General features: G+C 71.4%; 14 protein-coding genes. 3 read left to right on the plus strand and 11 right to left on the minus strand.

All coding sequences use genetic code 11. The features are described from left to right. Positions 1-20: 20 nt before the first annotated feature. The 11 genes from ABZS80_RS19275 to ABZS80_RS19325 form a co-directional block, all read right to left on the minus strand. Positions 21-1,154 carry an AAA family ATPase gene (locus ABZS80_RS19275; protein WP_355057557.1) on the minus strand — a complete coding sequence of 378 codons (1,134 nt, stop codon included), beginning with the start codon at positions 1,152-1,154 and terminating at the stop codon, positions 21-23. 272 nt (positions 1,155-1,426) lie between these two features. Beyond that, the gene (locus ABZS80_RS19280) at positions 1,427-1,729 is read right to left on the minus strand and encodes a hypothetical protein (protein ID WP_355057559.1); all 303 of its coding nucleotides are present in this window, start codon (positions 1,727-1,729) and stop codon (positions 1,427-1,429) included. 47 nt (positions 1,730-1,776) lie between these two features. Continuing rightward, positions 1,777-2,868, minus strand: a complete 1,092-nt coding sequence (locus ABZS80_RS19285) for a DUF4314 domain-containing protein (RefSeq protein ID WP_355057561.1) — start codon at positions 2,866-2,868, stop codon at positions 1,777-1,779. Positions 2,869-3,077: 209 nt separating this feature from the next. Then, complete coding sequence (locus ABZS80_RS19290; protein ID WP_355057563.1) at positions 3,078-4,193, minus strand: C40 family peptidase; 1,116 nt, start codon at positions 4,191-4,193, stop codon at positions 3,078-3,080. Beyond that, positions 4,190-4,657, minus strand: a complete 468-nt coding sequence (locus tag ABZS80_RS19295; RefSeq protein WP_355057565.1) for a hypothetical protein — start codon at positions 4,655-4,657, stop codon at positions 4,190-4,192. Before ABZS80_RS19295 ends, ABZS80_RS19290 begins: the two co-directional genes overlap by 4 nt. A gap of 141 nt (positions 4,658-4,798) precedes the next feature. Next, positions 4,799-5,581: a DUF6283 family protein gene (locus ABZS80_RS19300; RefSeq protein WP_355057567.1), complete on the minus strand. Its 783-nt coding sequence runs from the start codon at positions 5,579-5,581 to the stop codon at positions 4,799-4,801. Next, positions 5,578-6,417 (minus strand): hypothetical protein, encoded by an 840-nt coding sequence (locus tag ABZS80_RS19305; protein WP_355057569.1) that lies wholly within the window; start codon positions 6,415-6,417, stop codon positions 5,578-5,580. The genes ABZS80_RS19300 and ABZS80_RS19305 overlap by 4 nt, the downstream gene beginning before the upstream one ends. Before the next feature lie 105 nt (positions 6,418-6,522). Continuing rightward, a complete protein-coding gene (locus tag ABZS80_RS19310) occupies positions 6,523-7,161 on the minus strand; it encodes a GGDEF domain-containing protein (protein ID WP_355057570.1) in 639 nt (212 codons plus the stop codon). 91 nt (positions 7,162-7,252) lie between these two features. Then, the gene (locus ABZS80_RS19315) at positions 7,253-8,065 is read right to left on the minus strand and encodes a MarR family transcriptional regulator (protein ID WP_355057572.1); all 813 of its coding nucleotides are present in this window, start codon (positions 8,063-8,065) and stop codon (positions 7,253-7,255) included. 491 nt (positions 8,066-8,556) lie between these two features. Then, positions 8,557-9,384 carry a hypothetical protein gene (locus ABZS80_RS19320; RefSeq protein WP_355057574.1) on the minus strand — a complete coding sequence of 276 codons (828 nt, stop codon included), beginning with the start codon at positions 9,382-9,384 and terminating at the stop codon, positions 8,557-8,559. Between the two features lie 485 nt (positions 9,385-9,869). Further along, a complete protein-coding gene (locus ABZS80_RS19325) occupies positions 9,870-10,781 on the minus strand; it encodes a replication-relaxation family protein (RefSeq protein WP_355057576.1) in 912 nt (303 codons plus the stop codon). A 486-nt stretch (positions 10,782-11,267) separates the two neighbouring features. On the opposite strand from ABZS80_RS19325, the gene ABZS80_RS19330 reads away from it, so the two are divergent. From ABZS80_RS19330 to ABZS80_RS19340, 3 genes are all read left to right on the plus strand, one after another. Beyond that, positions 11,268-12,050, plus strand: coding sequence for a hypothetical protein (locus tag ABZS80_RS19330; RefSeq protein ID WP_355057578.1), 783 nt, complete (start codon positions 11,268-11,270; stop codon positions 12,048-12,050). Between the two features lie 346 nt (positions 12,051-12,396). Further along, positions 12,397-13,404: a hypothetical protein gene (locus tag ABZS80_RS19335; protein WP_355057580.1), complete on the plus strand. Its 1,008-nt coding sequence runs from the start codon at positions 12,397-12,399 to the stop codon at positions 13,402-13,404. Next, on the plus strand, positions 13,397-13,834 hold the full coding sequence (locus ABZS80_RS19340) for a hypothetical protein (protein ID WP_355057582.1): 438 nt from the start codon (positions 13,397-13,399) through the stop codon (positions 13,832-13,834). The genes ABZS80_RS19335 and ABZS80_RS19340 overlap by 8 nt, the downstream gene beginning before the upstream one ends. Positions 13,835-13,873: the final 39 nt, after the last annotated feature.

Genomic DNA, 13,873 nt, shown 5'->3' on the forward strand with positions numbered 1-13,873 from the left:
TTCTCCTTTCAGGGAGGGGGTCAGCGCTGTTCGCCGAGGGTCAGCGCGGTGATCTCGGTGCCGTACTGCCGCCGCAGCGCGGCGAGGACCTGCTCCCGGTCCTCCTCAGGTGCGCGGCCGGCGAGGTTGGCGACCGCCGCCGCGAGGCCGAGAGTTTTGCGGACGCGGGCGAAGCCGAGCAGCTCGCGTAGTTGCGGTGCCCAGCTGACCCGCCCGGCGGCCAGGTCACCGTTGAGGGCGACGGCGGCGGCCACGGCCGGGTTGGGGACGCCGAGGTGGCGGGCGAGGTCCCAGTCGGTGGTGACCTCGATGTGCACGTCGAACCGGGAGGCGAGCGCTTCGGTGAGGATGGCGCCGTGCACGCCCGGGTTGTGGCCGGCGATGACGTAGAAGCCGTCGGCGGCGTCGACGCGTTCGTTGCGGTAGCCGGGGATGGTGATGACCCGCCGTCCGTCCATGGCGGGGTAGAGCACGGCGAGGACCTTCGGGGGGATGAGGGTGGCGTCGTCGACCAGCAACGCCCGGCCCTCGCGCATAGCCGTCACGAGGGGTCCGTAGACGAACTCGAAGCCGCCGTCGGGCATGGGGATGAAGTTGCCGAGGAAGTCCTCCACGACGGTGTCGCCGGTCCCGGCGACGGTGAGCAGGTCAGGGAAGGCGGCCTCGACCAGGGCGGTCTTGCCGGTGCCGGGCGGGCCGTAGAGCAGCACCGGTATACGCTTTTCGCGTAGCCGGCGCAGTACGTCCACATCGGTTGCCCCCGCGAGCTTGCGCGGGAAATACAGGTCCCCGTTGGGGCGTGTGACCGGCTGCCGCCGACCCGCCCCGCGACGTCCTTGGCGGGGTGTACGCGGGGCGGGCGGTGGCAAAGTCCCGGCGGCGTCGACACCGGCCTGCGTGATCTGGAACCGGTGCGGGCCCGTGGTGTGGGTGGCGTATCCGGCGGCGGCCATCTTCTTGAGTGCTTCGAACACCGCCCCGGTAGAGGGGGCGGCAATCGCGGTGGTGAGTTCTCCGACCTTGAACACCTGATCGGGGTGCGCGGCGAGGTGAGCGGCGACCTGGCGGTAGAGGTAGCCGGGCCGGCGGCCGCCGCCCGAATCCGGGGTGGGGGATGGGTGGTTGCTGCCGTCGGGTGGGGTTGCAGGGTCCATGCGAGGCCTCCTGTCGTAGGGGGTTGGGCCCGCGCACCCCGTCTCCGGTGCGCGGGGGAGTTGGTGCGGTGTCCGCGCGGTGCAGAGACGGGCGGTGGACGGGGCCTGATCCCGTGGCAGGGACGGCCAGCGACCGTTCGTGAGCTGCTGTAGGCGCAGCCCGGAGGGCTGCCGGATCGGCGGTGTCGCCGCCAGCGGTGGTGGGCGACGACAAGGAACGCACCGAACCCGGCATCGATCAAGTCGAGCCGCGGCGGCGCGCGGCCGTGGGGTTAGCGGCGGCGGACGGTGACCTCGCCGCGGGGTCGGCGGGAGATCTGCACGGTCAGCCCGAACACGCTGCCGTCGGACAACTCCAGCCACACGCCCCGGTCGAGGGTCAGCACCCCGGCGTCGCGGTAGACGCGGGCGGAGGTGATGGTGACCGGGGTGCCGTCGTCGTGGGTGAGCTGGGGCAGGTCGGCGTCGTCGCAGAGCTGGTCCAGGTCGTCGGTGCTGAGCAGGTGCCGCACCAGGGTTTGCAGGATCTCCTCGTGGGCGTACTCGCCGAACTCGTCGTCGGTGTCATCGCGCATGGTGCTGCTCCTCAACAGTGGTAGGCGGTTGTGACGCAGGGGGCGGGTCAGGTGGCAGGCGTCGGCGGCTGCCCGGGCGGGTCGGGAAGGTCACCGACGATTCGGTCGCAGTCGTAGGGGTGCACCGCGATCCAGGTCCACGAGCGACCCATGACCACATAGCGGCCCTGGGTGTCCGGGGCGATCCGCTCGACCGCGTCCGGATCGCCGTAGGCGACGGTCTGGTCGACGTGGATGACATCCCCGTCGAAACGCATCCGCGCGAGGGCCTCATCGACCATGCGGTCCTGGGCGGCGCCGCTGACGCCGCGGACGGCGAGATCACGCCGGTAGCGGTCGCGGGCGGCCTGCTGGTCGGCGACGATCGCCTCGGCCACACCGCGGGTGCAGGTGAACACCGCCCACCCGTTCCAGGCGTCCACCAACGTTCCGACGAACCCGACCGGAACCCGCAGCTGCCCGTCGTCGCCGGGCGCCCACGCCCAGTCCCCGGCGAACACCCCGGGCCCGCCGAGGCGCACCTGGTCCGGGTGCAGGTGGGACAGGTCGCGGTCATCGCCGCCCGGATGCAGGGCCGTGCGGCACTGGCGGGCGACCTCGTCGGTAACCGCGGTGTCGAAGCCGTCGCCCCACGCCCACCGCGCCTGGTCGCAGCGATCCGCCGGAAGCCTCTGCCAGGGCGGCGCCCCGTCCGGTGAGGCCTCGGCATACCGGGCGCGGCCCGCAGCGTCGTCGTACCGGTCAGCGGCGGGAAGAGCGTCGACAACCGCGGGGTCGCCGTCGTCGAGCGCGGCCAGGATTGCTCGCGCGGCCGCTCGGACGTCGCCGTGGGCGCGGCCGCCGATGGCGTCCTGCGCCCACCACTGCGCCGCAGCTCGTCCGGCGGCGGCGCCGGCGTCGCGCAGCGCGTCGAGCACCTGCCCCCAGCCCTCGTCTGTGGTGTCGGTGGGCGCGATGCGGCGGATGCGGTCGCCGGTGTCGAGGACCATCGACAGCCGCGAGCCGCTGTCCCACTCGACGTCGACGACCCGCAGGTGCGGAATGTAGCCGCGGACGGTGCCCTCGTCGCCGGGGCGCAGCAGGGTGTACGGGTCGTTGGTGTGCTCGAGCACGACGCGCTCGCCCGGTTGGTATGTCACCGCGCCGTCCGTTCTGCCGAGCCGCTACCGCAGCTGAATTTCGTGAGGGGTGGTGAGGGCTGGATGGCGGGGATGGGGGTGGGACAGTTCACGGCGAACCTCCGTGCTCAGTGGGGAAGGGAATGTGGCGCCGTCGGCGCCGGCCGGCTGCCGCCAGCCCCGTGGGGTGGCCGGCGCGGCAGCGTGGGCGGGTCAGGGGTGCCGGTGGGTCAGGTGACGATGCGGCGGGCGGCGGCGAGTTGGCCGCGCCAGGCAGAGAGCCGGCTGATCTTGACGACGTCGCCGGTGTGCGGGGCCTGCACCAGTAGCCCTTGTCCGAGGTACATGCCGACGTGGCCGGGCCGGGCGGCGGTGCCGCGGCTGCCGGGGATGAACAGCAGATCCCCGGGCCGCAGCTGGTCCATGTCGGCGACCGGCTTGCCGGCGTGGACCTGCTCGCCGGTGGTGCGGGGCAGGGGGATACCGGCGGCCTGGTAGGCCTGCTGCAGCAGTGACGAGCAGTCGCACTGGTGGGCGGGGATGCCGGAATGCGCGGCGGTGCAGTCCCCGCCGAAGGTGTAGGGGCTGCCGCGCTGGGCGAGGGCCCAACCGATTGCGGTGACGACCGGCGGCGGGGTGCCCGGCGGCAGGGTGAAGCCTGGCGGTAGCGGTACCTGATCGCCGCCGAACTGGCCGTCTCCACCGTCGATCAGGCACAGCGGGTTGCTCAACGCCTGCTCCAGATCCCCGGAGACCGGCCCGGTCGAAGAACTGCCGGCCAGGACCCGGACCAGGGCGATCGCGTCGTCTTCCCATTGGGCGTAGGCGCCGGGAAACGCGGAGCGTTGCACGGCCTGGGCGACGTCGGCCAGCGGCATGGCCTGCCACCCGTCGACCGCGAGCAGCGCGTCATAGAACCTTCCGGCGGCGTACTGCGGGTCCTGCAGCTGTGCCGGGGTGCCCCAGCCTTGGGAAGGGCGTTGCTGGAACAGCCCGATCGAGTCACGGTCCCCGCCGGGCAAGTTGACCAGAGACGACTCCTGCATCGCCGTGGCGAGGGCGACGACCCAGCCGCGCGGCGGGACCTGCCGCTGCGCGCCGACGGCGACGATGGTGGCGGCGTTGGCCATCTGCTCACGGCTCCATCCCTGGCTGCCGGTGTATCCGCCGGGCGGTGGTGTCGGGTTGACCGACGGCAGGTGGGGTGACCCGTCGGGGCCGACAGCGCGGTAGCAGCCGCCGGTGGTGCTGCCCCCACCGGTGACCAGGGCCCCTGCCGCGGCGGCGCACATGACCAGCAGGGCCACCACCGCGGCGGCGACGCCGGCCAGCGCCCGGCCGCTCATCGCGACACCGCCAATTCGGCGGTCGGGCTGTGGGTGTCGAGGTGGTAGCGGGCGACGGGTTCACCGTCGTCGGTGTGCACGCTGACCCGGTCGGCGGTGGGCTCGATGAGGTAGATCCAGAGCCCGTCGAGGTGCGCGGCCTGGGACAGCGGGAACACGGCGACCGGCTCGGGCTCCTCGACCACGCCGTCGGCGGTGGTGCTGGCCAGGGTCACGCCGACGCCGCAGACGGGATATTGCCCGGCGGGCCCGTGTGTGGGGGCGGCGGTGATGGTGGGGTCGAGGTAGGCCCAGTCGTGGGCGAGGACCGTGGTGATCAGCGCCGCGGTGTCGTGGCGGGCCTGGCTGGCCCAGATCGTGGCGAGCGCGGGGATCACGGCGGCCGGGTGACCGTTGAAGAGCACGAACCGGGCGTGGACCAGGTGCGGCCGGTGGATGTCGGCGGTGCCGATGTAGCAACTCACGAGAAGCCTCTTTTCGACAGCGGGGGGCCTGGGGCATCGGGCTGGGGTGGCGTGGTGGGCACGGCGAAGGCCACGCGGATGTGCAGGGCCGCGTGGCCTTCGGACCGTGCTGGTCGGTGCTGCGCTGCGAGGGGGAGGCGGTCAGGTGGGCGGCTGCGGCCAGCGGGTCACGCATTCCACGCTGGTCGCCTCGGTCAGGGCGGTCAGGTAGTCCAGCCAGCCGGTGAGCCAGCGGGCGGGCAGGCTCGGGTCGAACTGCCGGGCGGTCACGTCGACCACAAGGCCGCCCGCCGGATCCGGATCCGCGTTGGGGTCGGCGACGAGGACCGTGCGGTGGACGAAGCCGATGAGGGCGCCCTTCCGGTTGATCCAGCCGGCCACCTGGATCACCTGCGCGGGATATCCCCGCTGCCGCAGCCGCCCGGCGGTGGCAGGGGCCCAGGTGAGGCAGTCCCCGTCGACCGGTGACGGCGGAACCGCAAGCGCGGCGACGGCCGCGTCGAGGCCGCGTGCGGTGATCTTCGGGCGCAGGCGGTCCATCGCCCGGCGGGCCCGCGCGTCCGGGTCGCTGATGCGGGCCATTCCGTGCTCGGCCGCTTCCCGGCCGGAGCCGAACAGGGGCACGGGGCATACGTAGTCACGGGTCGCCGCGACCTCGTCCGGGCTCATGTCCTTCAGCCCGGCCAGGCGCAGGGCGAGCAGGTGGTCCGTGTCGTGACAGCCGGCCCAGCCCGCGCACACCCGCCCGTCCGCCTGGTGGCAGAGGAACAAACCGTGCGGCTGCAGGGCAGTCGGCGCGTCATACGCGGGCAGCTTGGCGTACTCGCGGGCATCCCAGACGCCGGAGGGAACATCGCGGCGGTAGGGGCACGTCCCACACGGGGACGACGCCGGTCCGCGAACGCCGGCATGCTGGCCGCTCACTGGATGCGTCCCTTCGGCTGGGCGGGCCAGGCCGCGGGTTTGGCGCGCCAGCCGAAGATCGGGTCGCTGGTCTCCACCGATCCGCAGCGGGTGCAGCGGGTGTAGGTGTCCTCGCCGTAGCCGGCCATCGACGGAACCTCGTCCTGGACGACCTCGTCGACGGCACCACAGACCCGGCAGCGCATCGACGCCCCGTCCGGACCCCAGCTGCTGAAGATCGGCTCCTCGTCAGATGCGGGCCGGGACGCGGCGCTGGTGGCTGGCGCGCCAGCGGGCGGGCTCGTGGCGGTGTGGCGGAGGGTCGCGGCAAGGAGAGCGGCCAGGCCCTGCCATGTCGCGGGGGCGCTGTCGGGGACAGGGTGATCGGTGGTGGTCAGCAGCGGCTGGTCCTCGCCGCGGGCCTGGGTGACCTGGTAGAGGCGGCCGTCGGTGTCGACCGCCTCGACGCGGCGGACCAGCGAGGTGTCCCCACCGGGATCGGTGTAGAGGGCCGCCCACGCGTGGAGCCGGGCGTCGGGCGTGCTGCGGCGGATCAGCGTGACGATCGCCTCGAGTGTCGCCCGGTACCCGAGGGCCGCGCCGAGGGATTGGTCGAGGTCGGCGGCGAGGCGGTGCAGCACGTCAGGCAGCGCAGCGGAGTCGGTGTGCCGATGGTCGGGGTGCAGCGGAAACTCGATGCTGCGCATGCTGCGTCGGTGCACGGGCCCGGTGGAGTCGACGGTCTGGTCGTGGATGAGTAGCAGGGTGGGCGCGTTACCCCAGCCGGTGAGGTCGGCTTCGGCGTGCGCGGCCAGCAGGCACTCGGACAGGGCATGGATAGCGGTGAAGGACAACATGTCATCTCCTCGAAGGTGCCGGCGCGCCAACGGGAAGGACCCCGCAGCCGGTGGCTGCGGGGTCCTTGGCGGGGCATGGTGTCGGCGCAGGGCTGGTGGATGTCGTCAGTGGTGGTGGCGGTCGCGGCTACGTCCGCCGCTGTGCGGTGTGGCGAACGGGTCGTGGCCCTGCACCCCGCTGCCGTCGCGTTTGGCGTGGTACATGGCCTGGTCGGCGTCAGCGAGGACCTGCCGGGGGCTCATGCCGAGCCGGGCGATGCTGTAGCCGACGGAGGCGCGGACGCTGACTTCGCCGGTGTCGAGGCGGATGGGGGCGCCGCCGATGGCGTGGCAGGCGGCGCGGGCGGCGTCGGCCACGTCGTCCCGGTCGCCGTCGACGAGCAGCGCGAACTCGTCGCCGGAGAGGCGGGCGGCGAGCTGCACGGGGGCGTCGAGGCCGGCGAGGAGCCGCCCGACCTGGGCGAGCAGGACGTTGCCGGTGTCGTGGCCGAAGGTGTCGTTGACGGTCTTGAACCGGTCGAGGTCGAGCAGCACCAGCCCGCACGGGGCGTCGTCGGTGAGGGCGGCGCGTAGGCGGGTGAGCAGGAGCCGCCGGTTGGGCAGGCTGGTGACGTCGTCGTGGGTGGCGTCGTAGCGGGCCGCTTCGAGGGCTTGCTGTTGGCGCCAGAGCAGGGCGCCGGCGAGGGCGAGACCGGCGAGGATCCCGCCGACAGTGGTGACGATCGCTTGCAGGATGGGAGACACTTCGGTCTGCTCCTTTGCACGAAGGAGCACCGGGGGCGGGCGTGAGGCCGGAAACTTCGACGCCCGCCCTCGGGCTACCTGACAGGTGGGGCTACCGACCGTTGCCGGCGGCGGGGGCGAGTTGGAAGGTGGCCGGGCGGTCGACGGTCTGCACCGCCTTGCCGTCGGCGACGAGCTTGGTGACCGCGTTGGCGACCGCGCCCGCGCTGGCCTTGGCCGCACCGCTGCCGTCGTTGCCAGCGTCGATGAGCTTCGCGAGCTCACCGGTCTTGTACTCCCGGTCGGGGTGCGCCTCGAGGATGTCCAGCACCGCCCCGCGCAGGGAACCGCCGGTCCGGCGGGCCTTCGCCGGGCGGGCCTCGTCCTGCGCCGTGTCCACGGCTTCGGAACCGTGCCGCTCGTCCTCAGGCCTCGTCCCTGCTGGCGATTCCTCCGCCCGAGGGGTGCCGGCGGTCGCGGTCGTGGTCGGGGCTTGCGGGGCCGCCGATCCGTCGGCGCCGCGGTCTGCCGGCTCGTCGCACTGTGCCGGGTCATCGGCTTCGACGGACGGGCCGTCGCCGTCCTGGGGGTGCTCCTCCTTGGCGGGCGGCTCACTGGCCGGATCGGGGGTGGCCGGCGGGGGCTGGGGTTGCCCGCTGTCGGGGCGGGATGGGGAGGTGGTGGCGGTGGCGGTGGCGGTGCGGCCGGCGTCGGTCAGCCGCCACAGGGTGCGGCCGTCGCCGGTGCGGAACCGTTCGGCCTGGCCGGACTCTTCCCACGCGCGCAGCTTCGGGGTGGTGGTGGAGTAGCCGATTCCGGCGTGCTCGGCGATGGCGGCGGCGGTGGCCTCGCCGAGTTCGGCGAGCGCGGCCAGCACCCTGATCGTGCTGTGCGCCGCAGCGGTTGCTTGCGGAGTGTCGGTCATGAGCGTTGTCCTTTCGGGTCGGAGTGGGTGCGGGAGTGCCGGTCCGTGCACTGATCCACGCTTCGATGGCGGCAGTGATCAAGTGCGTGGACCGGATCTCGGGACAACCAGGTGGCACGGACAGGGGCCGTGGACGGCGACGGGCACGGGCGGCCCGGGTGCCCATCAGGCGGAACGGGTGGAAGAGGAACAGGGCGGCCTGCGATGGGCCGAGCGGGAATGGGCGCCCCATGCCCGGGGAACCCGGCGTGGTAATCGCCCGACACCTTGCGTACGGGGTCGCTGAGGGCGCGCGGGCGACACAGCAGCAGCCCGACCTGGCGCAGCGCTGGTAGCGGCTCGGGTGTGTCCGGACGCTGCGCATCGCAGCCTCTGCTGCCGCCGATCCGGCTCGACTGGCTTTGCTCGCGGACCCGGCCGGGCGGGGCGCCTGAGCACCCTCGGGTGCAGGGATCACGGCGCGCCCGCCCGCCGGCTCTTGTGAGGGGCTACTACAGGGTGACCGCGAGCAGCCGCTGGTCCGGCTCGAGGGTGTCGAGGTGGCGCAGGGCCTGCTCGAGGTAGGTCACCCGGTGGGTGAGGGCGTCGCTGGCGGGGGCGAGTTTGCGGCCGTCGGCGGTGAGCATGGCGTCGCCGGCGACGGCGCTGCTGGCGGTGTAGTGCTGGTAGGCCATCGGGCCTGCCTGGTACATCTCCAACTCACCCACGCCGGGCTGCCCCGGGCCGGGGGTGGCGGCGGCGTGCATCCGCATCGCGTTGACGCGGGGTTGGGCGTGGAAGTCCGCGATCGCGGTGTCGAAGGGGTACCTGTCGGGGTCGGTGAGGTGGCGGGTTTCGAAAACCGGCCAGGGGGTGGCCGGGCGGGTGCCGTGCACGACCTGCTGCCAGATCTGGTAGCGGATCCCGGCTCCGACGGCGGCGGCGCGGCGCATGCCCTGCAGGTGGAGCAGCCGCACCGGTCCGCCCGCGCACGAGGCGGGGCGGTCCTTGCGCAGGCCGATCATCTGCTGACGCTGCCACAGTCGCAGCTGCGGCCTGGCCCAGAACAAGGGCGTGAGGGTGCCGGTGACACCGAAGTGCCGGTCGAGGTGATGCGCGGTGAGCGCCTCGGCGGGCAACTCGTCGGGCAGGCACACGATCATCGTGGTGATGGTCGGCGCCGGCGTGACCGTGGGGCGCGGGACGGTAGCGGCGGCCCGGGCGGGAGCGGGCCGCGGCGTGGGAGCCGTGGTGGCCCTGTCGGGGGACGGCCTGGGCGGGAAGGTGGGCACGCGGCTGCCATGCCGGGTCAGCGCGGTGCCGTTGACGATGTCGGCCAAGGTGAGGTTCCTCCTTCGGGTGGGCGCGCTTAGGCGCGCAGGGGTGACCGGCCCACCGGGTACGTGGGTCAGGTCAGGGAAAGACGGGATTCGGTGGTGCGGGTGGTGGGTGCGACCGTCAGGGGTCGCCGCGCGGTGGGCGTGCCGACCGGCCGAAGCGGGTGGGCGTGGCGCACCGGGTGGGGTGCGGCGAGGGATCCCTGAGGTGGGACCGAACCGGGTGGAGCGATATGTGGGGTGTGGTGTTGCCGAGAACGGTAGCGGCCGGCTCTCACAGCGCCTCCCGACCGGAAATCCGCGATGCAGGGCTTTGACCTGCACTGTGAGCGGTCAACAGGGCTTGGCGGGCGGGTCGGGGAGGTTGGTGCCGTGAGCACAGACGCACTCACAGGTGATCTTGTTGTCTGACAGACACGGATCGTGGTGCGGCGTGCCCGGGCTGCTGACCTGCGGTGTGAGCGACTGAGAGCGTCAGGAGCGCGGTGTCAGTAGGTGTCGGGGTCGGTGAAGCGGTGGGGATTGGTGGCCGTGTTGTGGGGGCCGTGGTCGGAGGGCAGCTCGTGCAGCCACCGGCGCAGGCCGGGGTCGGTGCTCAGCGTCCAGGCGGCGCCGGCGGGGTGCTCGTCGTGTAGGCCGGTGGCCACGGGCATGGCGGTGGGCACGCCGGCGAGGGCGTCGAGCAGGTTGGCCTCGCGGCGCCGGTTCGGTACGCGCAGCAGGACGGGGTAGCGGGGGCCGAACTCGGCGAGGCGTTCGTAGGCGCGCAGCTTGCGCAGCACTGTGGCGAGGGGTTCGGTGCCGTTGTCGTGTTCGAGGAAGAACCCGACGGTCCGGCCGGCGGCGGTCCAGATGCCGTGGCCGTCGGGGCGGATCTCGGCGAAGGCGTACGCGGCGGTGGCGTGCTGCTCGGACCACCAGCGCAGCAGGCGGGCGTGCGGGTCGGTGCGGGTGTAGGCGTGCAGGTCGACGAAGAGCTGGTTGGTGCCGAGCAGGTGCCGCAGGCGGGGGCTGCCGATGATGCGTTCGGTGCGTTCGATGCTGCTGCGCGGCGGTCGGGCATCCGGGCGCTGCGGGTCGGTGTAGGTGGTGGGGTGCACGAGCATGCCGAGCGGGCCGAGGGTGTAAAGGTGCTGGCTGGCGCCGGTGGTGACGTCAACGAACCGGTGCACGGCGTCGATGCGGTGCAGGGTGGCCAGGCGCAGCCGAGCCGAGCGCTGCGAGGGGAACAGCGCCTGGGTGATCTGGCCGGTGGACAGCACGTAGTGCTCGGCGAGCCACGCGAGGAGCTGACGGTCGCGCAGGGTCAGCCGACGCAGCTGCGACAGCCGGTGAGCCTTGCTGGACGGAGAGCGGGGCGACGACGGACGGGACGCGGAGCGGGAGGATTCGCTGGACATCAGGGATCTCCTCAGGGAGTAGAAGGAAGGGGTTCCCTCCCGTGGGGAGGGAGTCTGGAACTTTCGCCGCCGGTCAAGGAGGCTGGTCACGGGCGGTTTGCTGCGCGGACAGCCGCATTCGGGCGCCTGTCAGCGGGGCGCGGTGGTGAGACGTGGTGAAGGCGCGGTGAAGCCGCGGCGGAAGACGTCACGGAACCCGGTAATCCGCCACGACAGCGCCATCTGGTTCGGACGGTCTTCAGATGGCCCCACCCGGACGGCCAAAACTGGCCCTACCAACAAGCGGCCAGCACCCGCCGCAACGTGACGTTCCGTCACGTCAATCCGGTGACCCCCTGGCAGGTTGAATAGGCCATCGCGCGGAAAGCGGCAGGTGCGGATACGAGGCGCTGGTTTCAACACAGGTGGAGGGGGCCGCTGCTGAGGTTCGGTCTGGTCGGCCGCGATGTGCCCTTGGCTGCCCCTGGTGCGGCGTACCGCGCCTTGATGACCGACCTGGCCGGCAGCGATGAGGTGCTCGGCGCGGTCATCACGACGCACAAGGTGGCCGTACTGCGCGAGGCTGGCGACCTGGTCGACTGGCCGCCTACGGGGAGATCCAAATGGCCGTTGACACTCGACCCGTTGGCGGCCGAGTGCGGAGAGGTCAACGCGTTACGTCGTGAGGCGGGCAGGCTGGCCGGCTTCGCCCGTGACCCGATCTCGATCGGGCGAGTCGTCGACGAAATCTGGCCCGATGGAGAACACGTCGTATGTCTGGGAGCCGGCGGTAGCGCGATCGCGCTCGGCCGTCATCTGCTTGCCCGTCCCGTGCCGCCGGCCCGCCTGGTGTTCACCGACCGGAGCGGTGCGGCCGGCCGCCATCTGCAGGCCGTGCTCGGTCCGTGGGCCGAGTCCCGGCGAGTGCGCCTCGAGGTGCATCTCGGTGCAGGGCCGTGGGATCACCTCGTCGCGTCCGGTCCGCCCGCAACGCTCGTCGTCAACGCCACCGGACTCGGCAAGGACCGTCCTGGTAACCCCCTGTCGCCAGTCGTCGAGTTCCCGCCCGCTGCCCTGGTGTGGGACCTGAACTACCGGGGTGACCTGGCCATGCTGCGGCAAGCCCGCGCTCAAGATGGGTTGGTCGTACACGACGGTTGGCAACTGTTCTGCCACGGTTGGGCCGCCGTGCTCGGCCCAATCCTCGATCTGCCGAACGAAATGGACACGGCCGCCCGGTTCGCCGTGCTCGCAGCACCCCTACGTGCGCGGCCTGAAGCTTGCCGCTGATCAGCCACCGGATATGCCCCGCCGAAGTCCAGAACTTGGTCACACCCGCTCATCGGCATGCCCGGCCGCCAGCCAGCCCGACACGTCTCGAGGCCGGCGGCGAGCGGATCGCGGCAGTTGCGGGCGTTTCTGGTGACCGCTTGTAAGCGGCTTCGACGTGAAGGTCAGCTCAGGCGTTCACCGCGGCGGCGCTACCGCGTACAGAAGCTGTAAGCCGCCGGCAGGGTGTTACACCGAGGCGAAGCGCTTCACCTATCGGCCTTTCGAGTGCCTTTCGAGTGACACGGGGCGATACCATCCGCGGGCGAGACGAGCGCGAGACTTACGCGTCGTCTTACAGGCCCCTATGGAGGTACCGACGATGGTCTTGCCGCGCGTTCCGCTCCTCATCACGGCCAGCAGCGCTATCGCCGGTGGAGGCGGGTTGGTGGCGGGCGCCGTCGGCGGTGTTCAGATCAAGCGGGCCGAAACGCAAAAACGGCATCACAGGGCAACCTACGAGGATCGCCACAACGCTCACCTTTCGGAACGCGGCCGGACGAACGCGGAACTTCAGTCGTTCGGTCGGACGCACGAACGAGTACATCGTGACGTCGTCTTGCGGATGCGAGACATCCTCGAACGCAATGGCAAGCAGGTGCTGGTGCGTGAGCACCTCATCCTCGACGGAGTCGACTTCTCCACTGCCCTTCAGGTCGTAGCGTTGGCGAAGCTTGATCTGGATGTCGAGGGTTGGGCCCAAGGCGTCATCCGCTCAGCCGTAGCCGGCGGCGCGACGTGGGCGGCCCTCCATGATGGCGTGAAACAGTTCGCGAACGCCAGCACGGGGACACCGCTCTCGGCACTCCGCGGAATAGCGGCGGAGCGTGCAAGGCTTGCGTACCTCGGCGGCGGAAGTCTCGCTTCGGGCGGCGGCGGAATGGCGCTCGGAGCTACGGTCCAGAAAGTCGCAGTCGCAGGCCCGGTCCTCCTCGTCGCGGGCCTCACAACGATGATGCAAGGGACCAAGGCACGAACTGAGGCCGACGAGTACCGGACAGCAGTCGGCATCGCCATCGCGCAACTCGACGCTCGCGACGAACTCTTCGGTGGGGTGAGGAAACGAGCCCAGGAAAAGCACGACGTCGTAACTCGGCTGGCTGCAAAGGCAACGAGAGCCCTCGACCAGCTCGGACCCGAACGTCTCGACATGGCCGTTCACGGTGAGCGCCTCCAGACGGCTCTGATCCTGGTCAAGTCGGTGCAAGAGGTAGCCGCCGCACCCGTCGCTGACGAAGACAGCAACCTCGACCCGAACACCGAGAAACTCATCTTCAAGTACCGCAACGCGCGCAAGGAGACAGCGGATGCCTGATCAAAAGGACGTGCTCGAAGGCACCCCCATACCTGCGAAGAAAGCCGATCTACGGGTCGGTGCGGCAGACGCGTTCAACGCACTCAACCTGATCGTCGGTGTTGTCCGCGATTCGATCCAGGTCCACGAAACGGAGAGCACGAAACGCGAGAAGCTCCGGGCGTACCGAGAGACTGAGATCGCGCGGATCAAGGCCTCTGAGACGGCTCTGCGGGACTACTTCGACCGCATCTTTGAAGAGCGGCGCGAGAATCACAATCGACTGTTCGCCAGCCTTGACCGGGCCCTGGAATCCGGCGACGTCGCAGCGATCCAGAGCGTTGTCGGCGGAATCGTCGAAGTGGCACGCACATCACCGCTCGCCGATATCGGCAACCTCGGCGATCTGAGGCGCGCCATGGACGATCCCAACACCGTGTTCGAGTTGTAGCGCGATTGGGCTCGCACTCCGAACGCCCGCTCATCGGCA

Origin of the sequence: Micromonospora sp. NPDC005305, assembly GCF_040607315.1 — a bacterium.
In the GTDB taxonomy this organism is placed as follows: domain Bacteria; phylum Actinomycetota; class Actinomycetes; order Mycobacteriales; family Micromonosporaceae; genus Micromonospora.

What these genes read in the sequence shown, in the direction of transcription:
- ABZS80_RS19340 (WP_355057582.1), top strand. Translation starts at nt 13,397, where the DNA reads ATGCCTGATCAAAAGGACGTGCTCGAAGGCACCCCCATACCTGCGAAG.
- ABZS80_RS19280 (WP_355057559.1), bottom strand. Translation starts at nt 1,729, where the DNA reads ATGCGCGATGACACCGACGACGAGTTCGGCGAGTACGCCCACGAGGAG.
- ABZS80_RS19315 (WP_355057572.1), bottom strand. Translation starts at nt 8,065, where the DNA reads ATGACCGACACTCCGCAAGCAACCGCTGCGGCGCACAGCACGATCAGG.
- ABZS80_RS19290 (WP_355057563.1), bottom strand. Translation starts at nt 4,193, where the DNA reads ATGAGCGGCCGGGCGCTGGCCGGCGTCGCCGCCGCGGTGGTGGCCCTG.
- ABZS80_RS19275 (WP_355057557.1), bottom strand. Translation starts at nt 1,154, where the DNA reads ATGGACCCTGCAACCCCACCCGACGGCAGCAACCACCCATCCCCCACC.
- ABZS80_RS19335 (WP_355057580.1), top strand. Translation starts at nt 12,397, where the DNA reads ATGGAGGTACCGACGATGGTCTTGCCGCGCGTTCCGCTCCTCATCACG.
- ABZS80_RS19325 (WP_355057576.1), bottom strand. Translation starts at nt 10,781, where the DNA reads ATGTCCAGCGAATCCTCCCGCTCCGCGTCCCGTCCGTCGTCGCCCCGC.
- ABZS80_RS19305 (WP_355057569.1), bottom strand. Translation starts at nt 6,417, where the DNA reads ATGTTGTCCTTCACCGCTATCCATGCCCTGTCCGAGTGCCTGCTGGCC.
- ABZS80_RS19330 (WP_355057578.1), top strand. Translation starts at nt 11,268, where the DNA reads ATGACCGACCTGGCCGGCAGCGATGAGGTGCTCGGCGCGGTCATCACG.